This window comes from Chryseobacterium sp. 27AL (assembly GCF_057815395.1).
Map to the genome: position 1 here is coordinate 113,015 of NZ_JBYRIW010000007.1, position 16,360 is coordinate 129,374.

Genomic DNA, 16,360 nt, shown 5'->3' on the forward strand with positions numbered 1-16,360 from the left:
TAAAAATAATCAATTCACCATAATCTCCACTTCGCATATGACAAGATTTATCAACTACCGTAATTCTGTCACATCTTCTTATTCAGGCATCATTTTTGAGCAATTTTGCTGTCGATTCAAGAGAATCATTAAATTTACAAGAATTAAAATTTTGAACATGAATATTTTAACAGAAAAGTTTAATACACCATATCATTCAGCACCTTTTAATCAAATTAAAAATGAAGATTATCTTCCTGCCTTCAGGGAATTAATTAAAAAATCAGAAGAAGAAATTGATGGCATTGTCAGTAACCCTGAAGAGCCAACTTTTGAAAACGTAATTGAAACACTGGCTTATTCTGGTGAGCAACTGGACGTGGTTTCCAATATATTTTTCAATTTAAATTCAGCAGAAACAAGTGATGAATTACAACAAATCGCTCAGGAAGTTTCGCCGATTCTGACTGAATATTCTTCAAAAATTTCTCAAAATGAAGCTTTATTTAAAAAAATTAAAAAAGTTTACGACGAAAAAGAGAAATACAATCTAAACGACGAACAACAAATGCTTTTAAATGAGACGTATAAAGGTTTTGTAAGAAGCGGGGCCTTGCTCAATGAGGAAGACAAAGAAAAACTGAAAAAAATCAGTATGGAGCTGTCTGTAAAATCCCTACAGTTCGGGCAAAATGTGCTGGCTTCCACCAACAGTTATTTCAAACATATCACCAACAGAGAAGATCTCGCAGGAATTCCTGATGCTATCATGGAACAATATGCCGAAGAAGCAAAAGAAAGAAATCTTGAAGGCTGGGTAGTTACCCTGCAGTATCCGAGCTATATTCCTTTTATGACGTACGCAGAAAATCGTGAATTAAGGAAAGAGCTGGCATTAGCCAATGGAAAGAAATCTTTTGATGGTGGCGAGTTTGATAATCAGAATTTAATTAAGGAACTTCTTACTTTAAAGCAGCAAAAGGCAGAATTATTAGGTTATAAAAACTATGCAGATTATGTTCTGGAAGAAAGAATGGCTAAATCTCCAACAAAAGTTATTGATTTTCTAAATGAACTTTTAACCAAAGCAAAACCTTATGCCGACAAAGAAATCGAAGAATTAAAATCATTAGCAAAAGCAGACGGAATCGATGAAATTCAGGCGTATGACCATGCTTTTTATGCCGAAAAACTCCGTAAAGCTAAATTTGATCTCAATGATGAAGAATTAAGGCCTTATTTCCCATTAAATCAGGTTCAGGATGCTGTTTTTGGCTTGGCAAACAAGCTTTTCGGACTTACTTTCGTGGAAAGAAATGACATCCCAAAATATCATGAAGACGTAAAAGTGTATGAGGTTTTTGAGGCAGGAGGCACAAAGTCAGAAGATGGAAGTACCCATCCTGAAAAAAATTTCAAAGCTTTACTTTATGTAGATTATTTTCCGCGAAAAGGCAAAAGAGCCGGTGCATGGATGACAAGCTATAAAAACCAGTATCAGAAGAACGGAGAAAATTCCCGTCCGCATATTTCTATTGTTTGTAATTTTACCAAACCAACGAAAGATACGCCAAGTTTACTGACGTTCCAGGAGGTGACCACTTTATTCCACGAGTTTGGTCATGCTCTTCACGGAATGCTCGCCAATACACTCTATCCGACCCTTTCCGGAACTTCTGTAAAATGGGATTTTGTGGAACTACCATCACAATTCCTTGAAAATTTCTGCTATGAACCGGAATTTCTAAAAACTTTTGCCAAGCATTATAAAACCGGTGAAGTTCTTCCCGATGAAAAAATCGAGAAAATAGCACAATCGAAAAACTTTATGGAAGGCTATCAGACCTTGCGACAGCTTGGTTTCGGATTACTGGATATGAATTACCATACGAAAGTTGAAGAACTGGAGAATAAGACTGTTAAGGAGTTTGAAGATGAGTATACAAAAGCAACTCAACTTTACCCTACAAATCCTAAAACGGCGATGAGCCCAAGCTTTTCGCATATTTTCCAGGGTGGATATTCTGCGGGATATTATTCTTACAAATGGGCGGAAGTTCTGGATGCTGACGCTTTTCAGTATTTTAAAGAAAATGGAATTTTCAATCCTGACATTACCGCAAAATATAAAATCCTGCTTTCTTCGGGCGGAACAAAAGATCCGATGGAGCTGTACAAAAGCTTTAGAGGAAGCGAACCGAAAGTGGAAAGTTTGCTTAAACGAGCTTTTGGATAATCATTTTAATAAAATCAGACTGATAATAGGGACATAATTGTTTCCGTTATCAGTCTTCAATTTGCATGTAGTTGTAAATTATTAGATAATGGTTAAAAGTCAGGAATATTAGTTATTAACTTCATTTTATTTTCATTACCTTTAATAAAATCAAAAAACAAGGTACTGCACAATATTATGAAAGATCAACTATATTTTATAAAAACAGATCCTGTCAGCGCAAAGATCAATCTTTATAATAAACTCTGCTACGAAGAAAACGGAATGCTTCCTTACCTTGAAGATGACAAAAAAGCAAGTCTTGAGATCATAAAAAGAAAGGCACTTGATAATATTGAGAACTTTTCTAAGGAAGAATTTGTCGGCATTTTTAATTGGTTTAATACCAAATACAATTCCGATCCCGAAGAGCTGGAAACTCAGCTTTTCATCCATGGAATTGATATATTTTACGATATTTCAAATCCGCTATGTATTGAAAATTTCCAACACATTCTTTCAGGATATGAAGATTATTTACAAAGTAAACTTTCTTTCAAAATCAATTCCGAAGCTTTCAACCATTTTTTGATTTATGCCATCTTTTTTACGGGAATGGCAAATCCTGAAGAAAAATATCTGTTCAATTTTTTAAAGCAAGACCACAATGTGCTCTACTCGCTGGCAGAAAAAGGGTATAGTGAAAAAAGATATGGAATTTCTTTACAACCGGAAATGTATCAGTACTTTTCAGATCTTTATGATTGTACAAAGTTTTATAAAGGATCGGTAATTACCATTTAGATACCCTTAATGCTCTAATATAAACATTAAATATCTGAGGATGTAAATTAAAAGTCAAAAAAACGATCACTTTTTTTAAGCGATCGTTTTCTATTTTAGAATATAAAATTATAAGGCAATTTCTTTTTCTGAGACCATACTATTTCTCGCTCTGGCCAGCATCGGAATGGAGATAAGTCCCATCGTCAACATGATAATGATCTGCAACGGCAATGAAATAAAAGAATAGGTTAATCCTATTTCTCCTCCTAACGCGCCGCTCTTACCCATGGAAATGAATAATGCCATAAAACCATATTTCATCGCAAGATTGAAAGCACCGATTCCGCCACTTGCCGGGATGATCATTCCGAGGGTTCCTACCACAAGAATTAAAAATCCGTCATCAAAAGTAAAATCTGAAGTTTCCGGTAGTGCAAAACATACAAGGTAGGCTGCAAAATAATATGAAACCCAGATTCCAATAGTATAAATAATAAATTTTCCTTTTTGCTTTAATTTAAATATGGAAGTCAAACCTTCAAAAACCCCATCAATAAATCTGATGATCTTATCTAAAACAGGAATATTTGCCAATCTTTTTTTAAAAACAAAAAATAAAACCGTTCCGACAATCAGAATTCCCAGAATGATTAAAATTTTATCAGGGTTAAATTCTATTCCTGAATTTTTATAAAAAGAATAAATAGCTTCTCCTTTAAATAATAAAGTCAGCCCCAGAAATGCCACCATACAAACCAGATCCACTACCCTTTCCAGAATAATAGTCCCGAAAGACTGATCTACAGGAACTTTCTCTACACCGTATAAAGCTGTTGCTCTTGCGACTTCACCACTTCTGGGAATGGTAAGGTTCATTAAATATCCAAAAGAAATAGACCACAACGAGTTGGAATTTGAGATTGTATGTCCCATGGGCTCCAGCATCAGATTCCAGCGTATTGCCCTGAACCAGTAAGCCGCGATCCCGAAGCATGCTGCTAATAAAACCCACCAGTAGTTTGCTTTTGAGATAGACTTCTGGAATGATTCATAATCAAAATCTTTCAGGGCAAGCCATAAAAAAAAGCCTGCAAAAGCAAGCGAAATTACTATTGTAAGAATTGATTTTAAAGGGCTCTTTGTATTTTTCTCCATCAGTTTAGGTCAAAAGATTGGTCTTTTCATCCGGGAAAACAATTTTAGGCTGAAAATCTTTGGCTTCTTCAGGAGTCATTTGCGCATAAGCAATGATGATAATGATGTCGTCTCTCTGCACTTTTCTTGCGGCAGGACCGTTGAGACAAACTTCGCCTGATTTTCTTTTACCTTTGATCACATACGTATCAAAACGCTCACCATTATTTACATTTACGATATATACTCTTTCTCCTACGACAAGACCAGCTGCTTCAATAAGATCTTCATCTATGGTAATACTTCCGATATAATTAAGGTCAGAAGCCGTAACTCTCACCCTGTGAATCTTAGACTTAAAAACTTCTATTAACATACTGCAAATTTATTAATAAAAATCAATAAAACGATTTTTTAGACTTATTTTAAAACTGTCAGAGCCACAGCATTTTAATTTTTTTAAATATAATTTTTGGAGTTTTTAATTGTAAAATCAGTAAATATATCCGAAAACTGTTAATACTTTAGTTAAAATTTAGGATTTAATAAATACAGAAAATAATATCAAGATTCTCATAAAGTCAATATACATAAGCATTTGGCATGATTTTAGTAACGTGTAACGTACATTTTACGTAAAAAAACGAATTATCATATTTTAATCATTTTCACGTAAAAACAAAAAAATTATTTATTTTTTTATAAAAAAATTGCACATATAGAAAATAGTATTATATTTGCTATTATTACGAACTAACTTTAATATTAGAAAAATTATGAACAAGTCTGAATTAATCGACGCAATCTCAAAAGATGCAGGTATCACTAAAGTTGCAGCCAAAGCTGCTTTAGAATCATTCATCAATAACGTAATGACTACTTTAAAGAAAAAAGACGGAAAAGTTTCTTTAGTAGGATTCGGTACTTTCTCAGTAGCAGAAAGAGCTGCAAGACAAGGTATTAACCCTGCAACTAAAAAACCAATCAAAATTGCCGCTAAAAAAGTTGCTAAATTCAAAGCAGGAGCTGACCTTTCAAACGCAGTTTCAGGAGCTAAGAAAAAATAATCATTCAGATTAAGTAAAAAAGCAACCTCATCATGTGATGAGGTTTTTTTGTGGAAAATGGCTTTGAAGGCTTTATGATACCTAAGGTGCCAGCCTCGAAATTTTCCAGTCGAGATTGTCAATTAATTCATAGATAATCCGGTCGTGCAAACGGTTGGGCCTTCCCTGCCAAAATTCTATTTCATACGGTTTTGCAATATATCCGCCCCAGTTTTCCGGTCTTGGAATTTCTTCTGCATTCTCATATTCTTTTTCAAGCTCCTTTAGTTTTTCTTCCAAAAAAAAACGATCCGGAATTACCTGACTTTGTGGTGAGACCACCGCTCCAAGCTGGCTTCCTTTCGGCCTTGAATGAAAATATCCGTCACTCAGGTTCTCAGCAACACGTTCAAGATTTGCCTTAATAATGATTTGCCTTTCAAGATTTGGCCAGAAAAAATGCAGACATGCCTTATGTGTATTCTCAATTGCCTTTCCTTTTCTGCTGTCGTAATTGGTATAAAAAATAAATCCTTCGTATGTATATGCCTTCAGCAGCACCATTCTCGTACGCGGACAGCCATCTGATTCTATTGTCGAAACCGCCATTGCATTAGCCTCAGAAATACTGGGATTATCGCTCGCTTCGATGAACCAGTCTCGAAATTGCTCAATGGGATTTTGTTTTATCTCACTTTCAATAAGTTGGGATCTCTCGTACACTTTTCTTTTATCGTGCAGGTTTTCCATAAATATTTTTTATTAAATTTGAGTATGAATTACTCCTACAAAGGTAAAATATTAATTTCCACACCTGACATTTCCGGTGATATTTTTTCCCGATCGGTAGTATTGGTTATTGAACATAACGAACAGGGTGCATTCGGCTTAATCTTAAATAAAAAAAACAGCCAGATGAGCGACAAATTCAAAGACCTGTTTGAATTTAAGATTGAAGTTTACGATGGAGGTCCCGTGGAAAATGATAAGGTTTTCTTTATCGTTAAAGGGAAAAAAGTAACGGAAACTTTTGTAGAAATTACTCCTGAATTTTATCTGACAGAAGATATTGAAAATATTATCAGCGCCATTTTAAACAGCGAACTGAATATCAATGATGTAAAAATATTTTCAGGTTATTCAGGATGGACATCAATGCAGCTCGACAGCGAGATACAGCGAAAAATGTGGACCGTAGTTGACGTCTATAATCTTGACTACACTTTGCCGAACGATCAGACGCTTTGGAAATCTATCATGCAGAATCTGGGAGGCGAATACTTACTTTGGGCAAATTCCCCTGAAGATATCTCACTCAACTAGAAAAGGTTACAATTCATTCTTTACAATTTAACAAATTTTTGGGAATACGTTAACCAATTTTAAGCAAATAATTTCCGTTATTTGCTTAACCAAAAACTCAGCCGATATGAAAGGAATCAAACTACTCGCTATATCAGTATTTTCTGCTGCTTTTCTATCTTTCACTCCTGAAAACAAAAAAATAATTATCATCGATGCCGGCCACGGTGGTAACGACATGGGCACTAACAGAGATGGCATCTACGAAAAAGATGTTGTTCTTAATATCGCTAAGGAAATTCGGGAATTCAATAGTGTACAGGATAAATACGAAGTTATTTTAACGAGAGATAATGACACCTATTTCCAACTGGCTGACAGAAGCGCCCTGATCAACAAATTAAATCCTGAAATAGTGGTTTCTCTTCACATGAACAGCAGTCCGCATCAGGAATCTGTAAGATTTGGAAAGGAAGTTTACACTCAAAGTACGGAAGCATCAAAAAAACTGGCTCAGCAAATTTCTCAAAAACTTAATCCTTGTGAAATTGCGGGAGAAAAAAACCTTCACATTTTAAGAGAATCTAAAGCACCTACTGTTCTTGTAGAGCTGGGCTTTATGAACAATACAAAAGACAGAGAGTATTTAACCAGCAAAAACGGCCAAAAAGAAATTGCTCAAAAATTCATTGAAGTTTTTAATGAATACTAAATAAGAAACAATTCTGATAATTTCGGAATAAAACCCGGTAAAGGACTTTGAAAATTTTTTGTTGTTTACCGGGTTTGTCAATTTTAAAAGCTGTTTTTCCAGGCCTCTACCAATCCTGAGAACTTTGCACTTCCAAAAGTTTTATTTCTTATTTTACCTACCAAAAAAATCCCCTTTTCATCAGATATCAAAAGAATTTCTTCAGCCTTCTGAGATTCAAATGCAATAATTTCATGCTCCTGAATATCGGCAAGATTATTTTTATGTAAAAAGGTAACAAAGTTTTCCATCAAAGGCGAGATGTATGCTCCTTCGGTTTGTTTCGGTATTTTAATCATATCCCCTTCCAGAAATAAAAGATTACCGGATATCGCCCTTGCAATTCTTTTGTTCGGATTTAGGAAAATTACGTCATCAAGATCATTCTCCTGCGCGTAAATTTCACCGTAAATATTTTCCGGACTGTGGACACGGATATTGCTCAGAAGATTGTTATTAACGCTAATTTCTTTGATTAAATCCAGTTCCAGCAGTCTTTCATGGATTGATAAAACATCACTCATTTCCTTAACTTCATAATAATATGATACGGAAGATTTGGACAAAGTAATACCATCCCTATTTCTGAAGACCTGAAAATTGATGATCCCGTTCTCAATTCCTTTTCCTTCAATAATATCTTTATTAAAAATCGACTGAAAAAATTCTAACGTGTATGACAAAGGAATATTGAGCCTCATTTTCCTCATGGAAGCCATCAGAAAAAAATAGCATTCTTCATCCATGATTAACTTTGAATTTCTTATAAAGAATGAAACCTTCACCGCATCTCCAAGCAGGAATGCTCTGTTCTCTATATTTAATTCTCCCGATGTAAAATATTGATTCTCCAATTTAATCTGATTTATTATAAAAAAATAATGAACGATAAATCGTTCATCAGTTTTATCTGCAAATACTGCTTACGTTTAAGCGGCACCTAATTTTATTCTAAGGTTTTCGATAAGATTTTCCCAATACATTGCGTTTTCTTCTTCGTCTCCTTCTTCGCAAAAGTCTGTAATATTTAAGGCAAGATCTTCTGTAATATCGTCGATTGTAATTGTCATTTCAAAGAAATGCTTCGTCCCTTCATCTTCTTCCCATCTAAAACGCACGAAACCTTCAGGCTTATATCTGATTAAAGTTGCCTTCTCGGCAGGACCTCCTCCCCAACTAAAAAAGAAATCATCTCCTTTCTCTATTACTTCATCCGCAAACCATTCAGACAATCCCTCTGCAGTAGCCAGATATTCGTATAAAATCTCTGATAAGCAATGCATTGGAAATTCGTAATGGACTTTATGTTTCGCCATATAATCTTTGTTTTAATCGTCCCGCAATATATAAATTAATTTTTTTATTACACAAAAATGTGTTTATTTTTTTACACAATCTTCATGACATTTGTCAGAGATTTTCAAATATTTGTTTTACTTAAAATTATATCATAAATATACTTTCCGGAATGATTTCACAACTAAAAATATTTAGAAATATGCAAATCAAATAATTAATGCTTGAATAAGAAGCAAAACAAAGGACATCGAAAAACTTCGATGTCCTTGTCGTATTAATTCTTGTTAATTTTCGTTTAAAACTTCCAGGATAATTTTGCAGCCTTCGGTAATTTCTTCTTTTGAAATTGTAAGAGGCGGCGATATTCTGAGATATTCATTTCTGTAGAGCTGCCAGAAAACTATCAATCCTTTTTCCATACATTTTTTTGCAACATGTAAAGTATATTCCGGCGAACCAAGATTTACAGCCAACATTAATCCTTTTCCATTAATATTTTGAATTTTTGGATGAACTAAAAGTTCTCTGTATAACTTTTCTTTCTCTTCAATTTCATCCATCAATCCGCTTTCCAAAACTTCCTTAAGGGTAGCATAGCTTGAAGCTGCAATCAGAGGATTTCCTCCAAAGGTAGTTATATGGCCCAATTTCGGGGAATGCGAGAGTGTTTCCATTATTTTTTTTGAACTCATAAATGCGCCCACCGGCACTCCGCCACCCATTCCTTTTCCCATTACCACGATGTCGGGAACAATTCCGAAATGTTCGAAAGAAAACAATTTTCCGGTTCTTCCGAATCCGGGCTGTATTTCGTCAAGAATCAGCAATGCGCCGACTTCTTCACATCTTTTTTTAAGGTTGATTAAATAATTCCGGTCAGGAACCAGAAAGCCTGCAGCTCCCTGAATAGTTTCCATGATAACACAGGCTGTTTTCTCGGTAATTTTATCAAAATCATTTTCATTGTTGAATTCAATAAATGTCACCATCGGCAGAAGCGGCCGGAATTCTCTTTTGTGATTTTCATTTCCGGAAACACTTAATGCCCCGTGAGTATTCCCATGATAAGAATTCTTAAATGATACAATTTCTTCTCTTCCCGTATATCTTTTTGCAAGTTTCAGACTGCCATCGATAGCCTCTGCACCACTGTTTACCAAATAAGTAATTTCTAATGGATCAGGTGTGGATTCTGCGAGAAGCTTACATAAAGCTACCGGCTTTTCCTGAGCATATTCGCCATACACCATCACGTGAAGATATTTATCTGCCTGCTCTTTAATGGCATTTATGACTTTCGGATGCGAATGTCCCAATGTATTCGCAGAAACACCGGCTACAAAATCAAGATATTTTTTTCCGTCGGTACCGTAAATATAACTCCCTTCTGCCTTTTCCACTTCAAAACCTGCGGCAAATTTTGTGGTTTGTGCCTGATATGTAAAAAAATCCTGTTGCATTTTATCCATTGAAAATTTTTCAGCAAAGCTAAAAAACATTCATCAAATGCCGAAATTAAACCGATAGAATAAAAAAATCGCTTACAGCTTTTACTGTAAGCGACACCACCAAATCACAAAATATTAATATAGCTTAATTATTTTCTCATTCAAATATATGCAAAAAAACAATTCAAATACATATTTAATAAAAAAAATTAAAATTTAATATTCATAATTAAAGCAAATGATTGATTTAATTATTTAAATACTAATAAACCGGCAATAATATGAAGATATCACATTTTAGAGATGTTTAAATAACTAACACAAAATCTGAAACTTACAAAAGTCTATTTCATCAATTTTGAAGTAAAAAAAATAACCCACTACCTATAATAGCGGGTTATCTTATTATTTACAAAGTCTTATTTTCTGACGCGTTTCGGCTTTTTGGCTTCCTCTTTGGCTTTTTCGTCTTCGATTACTTTTTGTGCCGAATCATACAAAGCAGTATCCGACTCATATTTTATTACAGGATAATTCGGAGAGTCTACCAAAATGTCCTGCCATTTTAAAATACGGTCTTTGGTATTCCAGTTGAAATCCGGGAATTTACGCTTAGAGGGCTCTATCATACTCATGGGAAATGTATCTGAAGATGCACCAATATTACACTCCACCACGTACAGTGCCTTTTCTTCAAAGATCGCATCAATGATTCCACAAGTGCTTACGGAAATTCCTATCCTCTCTTTTTGTTTGGTTTGTGCATTTTCATCATCAGAATAGGTAATTGCCTGGGCATTTCCGATTACTTTTGCTTCTCTGATATTATTTCCTTCTCCATAATATACCGTCATCAGCTTTCCTTTCACCTGATTGAATTCATCTTTCATATTCAGCGAATCTACCTTACTGATTGCAAAAGCATTTCCAATCACTTTGAGAGAATCTATATTTTCCTTTTGCGTGTTAAAATAGGCCTCTATTTTATTACCTGTCACTTGTTTACCGTTGCTCCACAGAATAGGTTCTCTGTACATATGCAGCACGCCGTCTGTTTCATTAAAGGCAATGGAGTCTGCTCTACCCTGGGCATTTGATTTATAAAATCTGCCTTTTCTGAATGCTCTCAGAAAACTTTTTTTAACGGTAGCATCTGAAGAATCCGGTTTTTGGAATGATATGATCTTTTCAGCCGCAAAATACATAGAATCTTTTTCCAGAGCTTTTACAGCGTAGGGATTTTTAGTCATCATGGCAGAATCTTTCTTTTCAAAAATCTCTCCATACCCGCCTTTGATCCATCTTCTTTCGTTAGGATCATCCAGTGTTACATTTCCAGTCGCCTTGCCGAAGCCGGTAAGCTGATTGTAATACATTTCATCTCCGGTAAGGATTTTATCATTATAAAACACTTTTGAATTCTTATATAAAAAAGCTTCTTTCGTGTTCGTATTATAATTCCCTTTATCCGTTACAATACGGTTTTTAGGGTTCTTTTTATTGATAATCGTAGTTGGTCCGTTGATGTTTACAATATTTGTATTCTGATTCTGAACAACATTATCACCTTCCAGAATATATTGTGCATCTTCAATTTTTACTCTTCCCGAAAGATCAATGGTTCTTGTTGTAAGAAAATAGGTTGCTGATTTCGAATAGGTTGTGCTTTTCCCGTCATTGATTGTCCCGCCGGTATTGTAGTAGGCCTGATTGGAAATCCTGTCGTAATACATGGTTTCAGTTTTGATCACCGTTCCTTTAGGATCTGTAAGTACAACGTTTTTTCTTGCAATTCCTCTTTGGGTATTGCCGTCATATTCCATTTCATCAGCGGTGATTACTGAGCCATCCGCATTCTGCAGCTTTACATTCCCGACAGCTTTCACAAAGTTCTGACCTTCATAAACAATCACAAGATCAGCATTCAGCAGAGATCCCTGATGCTCAAACTGTACATTTCCCGTAAAATAATTATTACCGTCGTATTTGGCAGGATCCTTCCGCAATTCATCAGAGTGTATATGCTTTACCTTTTCAGGAGGCGGGGCATTTTTCTGCGGAACGGTCTTAGGCGTAAAATAGGGATCTTTCTGCAGAGGTTTCTGATTGTCCTGTGCAAAAATAAGCGAAGAAATACAAACGAAAAGGCCGATGAAAAGCCTTAAGGAAAGGTTAGTCATTCTTTGTACCATAAAAATACAGCGAATGAGAATCAATCTTTACCCCAAATGCCTCTTCAATAGCTTCTTTAATTCCCTGGATTCTCGGATCGCAAAATTCTATAATTTCTTCAATTTCCTTATCAGAATCTTTTTTGTAAATCACCAAATGATCATGCTGTTTATCAAAATAAGACTTTTCATAGGAAGAAGAAGTAAGCGTTTTTTCACCAAACTGATGCTTACGGATAAGCCCGGCATCAAGGAAAATCTCAATGGTGTTATAAATTGTTGCTTTGGAAACATGATATTTTTTCTGCAGCATCAAAAGGTACAGATCATCGACATTAAAGTGATGATCCATACTGTAAATCTCTTCTAATATTGTATATCTTTCAGGAGTATTGCGAAAGCCTTTTTCCAGCAAATAATTCCTTAAAACATCTTTAATAAGTGCAATATTTTTTTCTTTTTGTATTGTATCCATCAAAAAAATTATATACAAATTTATTGATTTTTATTTAAATACATATTGTACCCGAATGTTAAAGAATTTAACTATTATGACGGATAAAACCGCACTGCTCTATTCTTGACTTGCTTACACAATCTTCCGTCATCGGCGCAGATTCCACTTCTACGTTGTGAGAAGTGATCCCCCAAGCCTTGAAATCGTCGCTGCCGATATACTTAACGAAATTATAAATATTAAGGATAATTTTCTCTTTTACCGTGAGAAGTATATCGTTGATATAGGTATTATCTATGATCACATACTTCAGATCAGGCGGAATATTGTGCGCTCTTAGTGAAGGATGGCTACTTCTTGAAGGGATTGTTTCGTCTGCCATCATATCCCTTAATACCATATCAAAGTAATCATTGATTCTTCGGTCAATTTTAAAACCTAACATAAAATTGATTTTATAAATCGTACCCGGAAGCACTTCATCAACAGAATATTTAAAAGTGTACGGATCTTCCTGATTGGTAATACTTAAAATGAAATAATGGTCTGCTCTTTTCGGCTGTTTTTTTATAATAGAATAAATTATTTTAGATTCTATTTCATCATTTCTCTTTGCTCTGCTGAGATAAGCAAGATTGGTAGCATATTTAGGAATGGTTTCATCAAGTTTCATGTCTTTAATGATAGGAATATAATTTTCCAGCTTGATAAATTTGATAAATTTGGTCTTGATGAGCCTTCCATTGTACCACGCATACATACACACTCCGATGGAACCTGCCAGAACCACCGTTATCCATCCTCCTTCCATGAATTTAATGACATTGGCACTGAAAAAGCCAAGCTCAATAGCCATGTATACCAAAGCAAATACAAGAATTAAAACTTTACTCACTCTTTGCTTTAAAAGCCAATATACCAAAAGTACAGTTGTCATCAACATCGTCACGGTAATGGAAAGACCGTAAGCCGCTTCCATTTTCCCGGATTCCTTAAAGTGCAGAACCACGATAATGCAGAATAACAAAAGACCCCAGTTGATTCTCGGAATATACATCTGGCCTTTTACCCCCGAAGGATAATCAATTTTCTGGTTTGGCCATAAATTCAAAGACATTGCTTCTGAGAAAATGGTGAATGAACCTGTGATTAAAGCCTGACTCGCAATAATTGCTGCCGCTGTTGCCAGAATAACACCAGGAATAACCATCCATTCTTCCATGATTCCGAAGAAAGGATTAACCACCGAAAAGCCCGGTTTATTATAATTCGTTAAAAGCCATGCTCCTTGACCTAAATAATTAAGGATCAGCATAATTTTTACAAATCCCCAGCTTACTCTGATATTTTTTGCACCACAGTGCCCCAAATCTGAATAAAGTGCCTCAGCTCCTGTTGTACAAAGGAAAACGGCGCCTAAAATGATAATGGCACTTGGTGAATTAACAATAAGCTTATAAGCATAATACGGGTTGAATGATCTCAGAATTTCTATATTCTCGCTTAAATGAGACAATCCCAAACCGCCTAATACCACAAACCAGATCACCATTACAGGTCCGAAGAATTTCCCGATAAAGCTTGTCCCAAACTGCTGAACAAAGAAAATAATGATTAAGATTGCGATTGTAATAGGAACAACAGGCGTATGAGGATTGTAGATTTCAAGACCTTCAATGGCCGACATCACGGTAAGCGAAGGCGTAATGACACCATCCGCAATAAGTGCCGCAGCTCCTACAATAGCGATGAGATACAGCCAGCCTTTCTTCAGATTCTTAACCAGTGAAAAAAGCGCAAGAATCCCGCCTTCACCTTTATTGTCTGCTCTGAGAGCGATCACAACATACTTTATTGTCGTCTGAAGAGTAAGTGTCCAGATAATGCAGGAAAGAGCACCTTCAATATATTCGTTAAAAGGCATCGTGCTTCCGCCTTCTCTTGCGTTGACGATTGCTTTCATTACGTAAAGCGGTGAAGTACCGATGTCCCCGAAAACGATCCCCAGAGAAACCAGGACCCCAATAAAAGAAAGCTTCTTAATGTCAAAATGATGACCGCCTTCTGTAACTTCTGCCATATCAGCTAATTTTATTTTAAACGCGCAAATTTAAATCAAATTTACAACCCTAAGAATTTTTCTTCATGAATATAATAAATGAAAAAACTTCCTTTCGGAAGTTTTTCTCTATAATTATGTTAATTATTTCACGTACATCGCTTTTTTGATTTCCTCTTTTACTTTTTCAAGTTTTGGGAACCATTCAGCAAATAAAGCTGCGGAGTAAGGAGCAGGCGCATCAGGAGTTGTAATTCTCTTGATCGGAGCATCTAGATAATCAAAAGCTTTCTGCTGAACCATATACGTAATCTCAGAAGCTACAGAACCAAATGGCCATGCTTCTTCAAGAACTACTAATCTGTTTGTTTTTTTAACAGAAGCTAAAACCGTATCGTAATCTAAAGGACGAACTGTTCTAAGATCGATCACCTCTACAGAGATTCCTTCTTTAGCAAGATCCTCAGCTGCCTGAATAGCCAGTTTCATGATTTTTCCAAAAGAAACCAATGTTACATCGCTTCCTTCTCTTTTTATATCAGCCTTTCCGATTGGTAAATAATATTCTTCCTCAGGAATTTCCATTTTGTCACCGTACATCTGCTCAGATTCCATGAAAATAACCGGATCATTATCCTGAATTGCTGTTTTTAACAATCCTTTCGCATCGTAAGGGTTTGAAGGTACCACTACTTTTAATCCCGGACAGTTGGCATACCAGCTCTCAAAAGCCTGAGAGTGCGTTGCACCCAGCTGACCTGCAGAAGCTGTAGGACCACGGAAAACGATAGGGCAGTTCCACTGACCACCACTCATCTGACGGATTTTTGCAGCATTATTAATAATCTGATCAATCCCCACCAATGAGAAATTGAATGTCATAAACTCTACGATTGGCCTGTTACCATTCATTGCAGCTCCCACAGAGATCCCTGCGAAACCAAGCTCAGCGATTGGTGTATCAATTATTCTTTTAGGGCCAAATTCATCCAGCATTCCTTTTGAAGCTTTGTATGCACCGTTGTATTCTGCGACCTCCTCACCCATCAAATAAATAGATTCGTCTTTACGCATTTCCTCACTCATTGCTTGTGCAATTACCTCACGAAAAGTATATTCTGCCATATCTTTTTGAAAAATTTAGAGTACAAAAATAGTGTTTTTTTATTATTCACATAGCAAAAACGACATCTCATTTATTGAAATGCCGTTTATTAATTTTATTTAATGGTAATTAATTAACTTTATGCCATACTTGGGTCCTTCCAATAAGAGAAAAACCGATATAACCTCTTACATTCAGATTATCTCCTTCCCTTTTAATGGTACACTTATAAGTTTTTCCGTCTTTAGGGTCTGTGATAGTACCTCCGGTAAATTCATCTCCATCTTTTTTCAGACCTCTGATGATTTCCATTCCAAGAATAGGCTTGTTTTTTCTGTCGTCCTTACAATCTACACAATTCGGATTTTCAGGTTTTATTAAAAGCTGTGAAACTTTTCCATAGTACTGATCTCCTTTTTTATAGATCTCAACAATAGATTTTGCCTGTTTGGTTTTGTCATCTATCGTTTTCCATTTTCCTTCAATCTGGGCAAATGAAAAGATACCTACGAAAGAAAGAATAAAGGTTAATAATAATTTTCTCATTTTCTTATAGTTTTAATTGTAATAAAATAATTTCGTTATCTATATATGCTAAAAATAGAAAT

16 protein-coding genes are annotated in these 16,360 nt (G+C 35.4%); 5 read left to right on the forward strand and 11 right to left on the reverse strand.

What is annotated here, in order from left to right:
- Positions 1–157: 157 nt before the first annotated feature.
- Positions 158–2,215: a M3 family metallopeptidase gene (locus AC3WV0_RS12115; protein ID WP_488846325.1), complete on the forward strand. Its 2,058-nt coding sequence runs from the start codon at positions 158–160 to the stop codon at positions 2,213–2,215.
- A 177-nt stretch (positions 2,216–2,392) separates the two neighbouring features.
- Positions 2,393–2,998, forward strand: coding sequence for a hypothetical protein (locus AC3WV0_RS12120; RefSeq protein ID WP_488846326.1), 606 nt, complete (start codon positions 2,393–2,395; stop codon positions 2,996–2,998).
- Between the two features lie 108 nt (positions 2,999–3,106).
- Here the strand turns inward: AC3WV0_RS12120 and AC3WV0_RS12125 are convergent, their stop codons facing one another.
- Positions 3,107–4,135 (reverse strand): lysylphosphatidylglycerol synthase transmembrane domain-containing protein, encoded by a 1,029-nt coding sequence (locus AC3WV0_RS12125; RefSeq protein WP_488846327.1) that lies wholly within the window; start codon positions 4,133–4,135, stop codon positions 3,107–3,109.
- A 4-nt stretch (positions 4,136–4,139) separates the two neighbouring features.
- Complete coding sequence (gene panD, locus AC3WV0_RS12130; protein WP_029294648.1) at positions 4,140–4,490, reverse strand: aspartate 1-decarboxylase; 351 nt, start codon at positions 4,488–4,490, stop codon at positions 4,140–4,142.
- A gap of 400 nt (positions 4,491–4,890) precedes the next feature.
- Between panD and AC3WV0_RS12135 the strand changes: the two genes are divergently transcribed.
- Entirely contained in the window at positions 4,891–5,181 is a 291-nt protein-coding gene (locus AC3WV0_RS12135; RefSeq protein ID WP_089998048.1) for an HU family DNA-binding protein, read from the forward strand.
- Positions 5,182–5,262: 81 nt separating this feature from the next.
- Here the strand turns inward: AC3WV0_RS12135 and pdxH are convergent, their stop codons facing one another.
- Entirely contained in the window at positions 5,263–5,910 is a 648-nt protein-coding gene (gene pdxH, locus AC3WV0_RS12140; protein WP_488846328.1) for a pyridoxamine 5'-phosphate oxidase, read from the reverse strand.
- Positions 5,911–5,934: 24 nt separating this feature from the next.
- On the opposite strand from pdxH, the gene AC3WV0_RS12145 reads away from it, so the two are divergent.
- Together AC3WV0_RS12145 and AC3WV0_RS12150 are read left to right on the forward strand one after the other, a co-directional pair.
- Complete coding sequence (locus tag AC3WV0_RS12145; RefSeq protein WP_089998050.1) at positions 5,935–6,483, forward strand: YqgE/AlgH family protein; 549 nt, start codon at positions 5,935–5,937, stop codon at positions 6,481–6,483.
- Positions 6,484–6,589: 106 nt separating this feature from the next.
- Positions 6,590–7,174 carry an N-acetylmuramoyl-L-alanine amidase family protein gene (locus AC3WV0_RS12150; RefSeq protein WP_488846330.1) on the forward strand — a complete coding sequence of 195 codons (585 nt, stop codon included), beginning with the start codon at positions 6,590–6,592 and terminating at the stop codon, positions 7,172–7,174.
- A gap of 83 nt (positions 7,175–7,257) precedes the next feature.
- Here the strand turns inward: AC3WV0_RS12150 and AC3WV0_RS12155 are convergent, their stop codons facing one another.
- The 8 genes from AC3WV0_RS12155 to AC3WV0_RS12190 all read right to left on the reverse strand — a co-directional run bounded on the left by AC3WV0_RS12155 (position 7,258) and on the right by AC3WV0_RS12190 (position 16,298).
- Positions 7,258–8,067, reverse strand: a complete 810-nt coding sequence (locus AC3WV0_RS12155) for an aminotransferase class IV (protein WP_488846331.1) — start codon at positions 8,065–8,067, stop codon at positions 7,258–7,260.
- A 75-nt stretch (positions 8,068–8,142) separates the two neighbouring features.
- Complete coding sequence (locus AC3WV0_RS12160; RefSeq protein ID WP_089998053.1) at positions 8,143–8,529, reverse strand: START-like domain-containing protein; 387 nt, start codon at positions 8,527–8,529, stop codon at positions 8,143–8,145.
- 267 nt (positions 8,530–8,796) lie between these two features.
- On the reverse strand, positions 8,797–9,972 hold the full coding sequence (locus AC3WV0_RS12165; RefSeq protein WP_488846352.1) for an aspartate aminotransferase family protein: 1,176 nt from the start codon (positions 9,970–9,972) through the stop codon (positions 8,797–8,799).
- Between the two features lie 407 nt (positions 9,973–10,379).
- Positions 10,380–12,140, reverse strand: coding sequence for an OstA-like protein (locus tag AC3WV0_RS12170; protein ID WP_488846332.1), 1,761 nt, complete (start codon positions 12,138–12,140; stop codon positions 10,380–10,382).
- Positions 12,133–12,606, reverse strand: coding sequence for a Fur family transcriptional regulator (locus tag AC3WV0_RS12175; protein ID WP_029294631.1), 474 nt, complete (start codon positions 12,604–12,606; stop codon positions 12,133–12,135). The genes AC3WV0_RS12170 and AC3WV0_RS12175 overlap by 8 nt, the downstream gene beginning before the upstream one ends.
- Positions 12,607–12,673: 67 nt before the next feature.
- Positions 12,674–14,668: a KUP/HAK/KT family potassium transporter gene (locus AC3WV0_RS12180; protein WP_488846335.1), complete on the reverse strand. Its 1,995-nt coding sequence runs from the start codon at positions 14,666–14,668 to the stop codon at positions 12,674–12,676.
- A gap of 123 nt (positions 14,669–14,791) precedes the next feature.
- Positions 14,792–15,772: a pyruvate dehydrogenase complex E1 component subunit beta gene (locus AC3WV0_RS12185; RefSeq protein ID WP_089998056.1), complete on the reverse strand. Its 981-nt coding sequence runs from the start codon at positions 15,770–15,772 to the stop codon at positions 14,792–14,794.
- Positions 15,773–15,881: 109 nt separating this feature from the next.
- The gene (locus AC3WV0_RS12190; protein WP_488846337.1) at positions 15,882–16,298 is read right to left on the reverse strand and encodes a DUF2147 domain-containing protein; all 417 of its coding nucleotides are present in this window, start codon (positions 16,296–16,298) and stop codon (positions 15,882–15,884) included.
- Positions 16,299–16,360: the final 62 nt, after the last annotated feature.

Bases quoted from the DNA above. Each gene is read 5' to 3' on its own strand.
- AC3WV0_RS12175 (WP_029294631.1), bottom strand. From the start codon at position 12,606: ATGGATACAATACAAAAAGAAAAAAATATTGCACTTATTAAAGATGTT.
- AC3WV0_RS12185 (WP_089998056.1), bottom strand. From the start codon at position 15,772: ATGGCAGAATATACTTTTCGTGAGGTAATTGCACAAGCAATGAGTGAG.
- AC3WV0_RS12145 (WP_089998050.1), top strand. From the start codon at position 5,935: ATGAATTACTCCTACAAAGGTAAAATATTAATTTCCACACCTGACATT.
- AC3WV0_RS12190 (WP_488846337.1), bottom strand. From the start codon at position 16,298: ATGAGAAAATTATTATTAACCTTTATTCTTTCTTTCGTAGGTATCTTT.
- AC3WV0_RS12135 (WP_089998048.1), top strand. From the start codon at position 4,891: ATGAACAAGTCTGAATTAATCGACGCAATCTCAAAAGATGCAGGTATC.
- pdxH (WP_488846328.1), bottom strand. From the start codon at position 5,910: ATGGAAAACCTGCACGATAAAAGAAAAGTGTACGAGAGATCCCAACTT.
- AC3WV0_RS12180 (WP_488846335.1), bottom strand. From the start codon at position 14,668: ATGGCAGAAGTTACAGAAGGCGGTCATCATTTTGACATTAAGAAGCTT.
- AC3WV0_RS12165 (WP_488846352.1), bottom strand. From the start codon at position 9,972: ATGCAACAGGATTTTTTTACATATCAGGCACAAACCACAAAATTTGCC.
- AC3WV0_RS12160 (WP_089998053.1), bottom strand. From the start codon at position 8,529: ATGGCGAAACATAAAGTCCATTACGAATTTCCAATGCATTGCTTATCA.
- AC3WV0_RS12170 (WP_488846332.1), bottom strand. From the start codon at position 12,140: ATGACTAACCTTTCCTTAAGGCTTTTCATCGGCCTTTTCGTTTGTATT.
- panD (WP_029294648.1), bottom strand. From the start codon at position 4,490: ATGTTAATAGAAGTTTTTAAGTCTAAGATTCACAGGGTGAGAGTTACG.
- AC3WV0_RS12120 (WP_488846326.1), top strand. From the start codon at position 2,393: ATGAAAGATCAACTATATTTTATAAAAACAGATCCTGTCAGCGCAAAG.
- AC3WV0_RS12150 (WP_488846330.1), top strand. From the start codon at position 6,590: ATGAAAGGAATCAAACTACTCGCTATATCAGTATTTTCTGCTGCTTTT.
- AC3WV0_RS12125 (WP_488846327.1), bottom strand. From the start codon at position 4,135: ATGGAGAAAAATACAAAGAGCCCTTTAAAATCAATTCTTACAATAGTA.
- AC3WV0_RS12115 (WP_488846325.1), top strand. From the start codon at position 158: ATGAATATTTTAACAGAAAAGTTTAATACACCATATCATTCAGCACCT.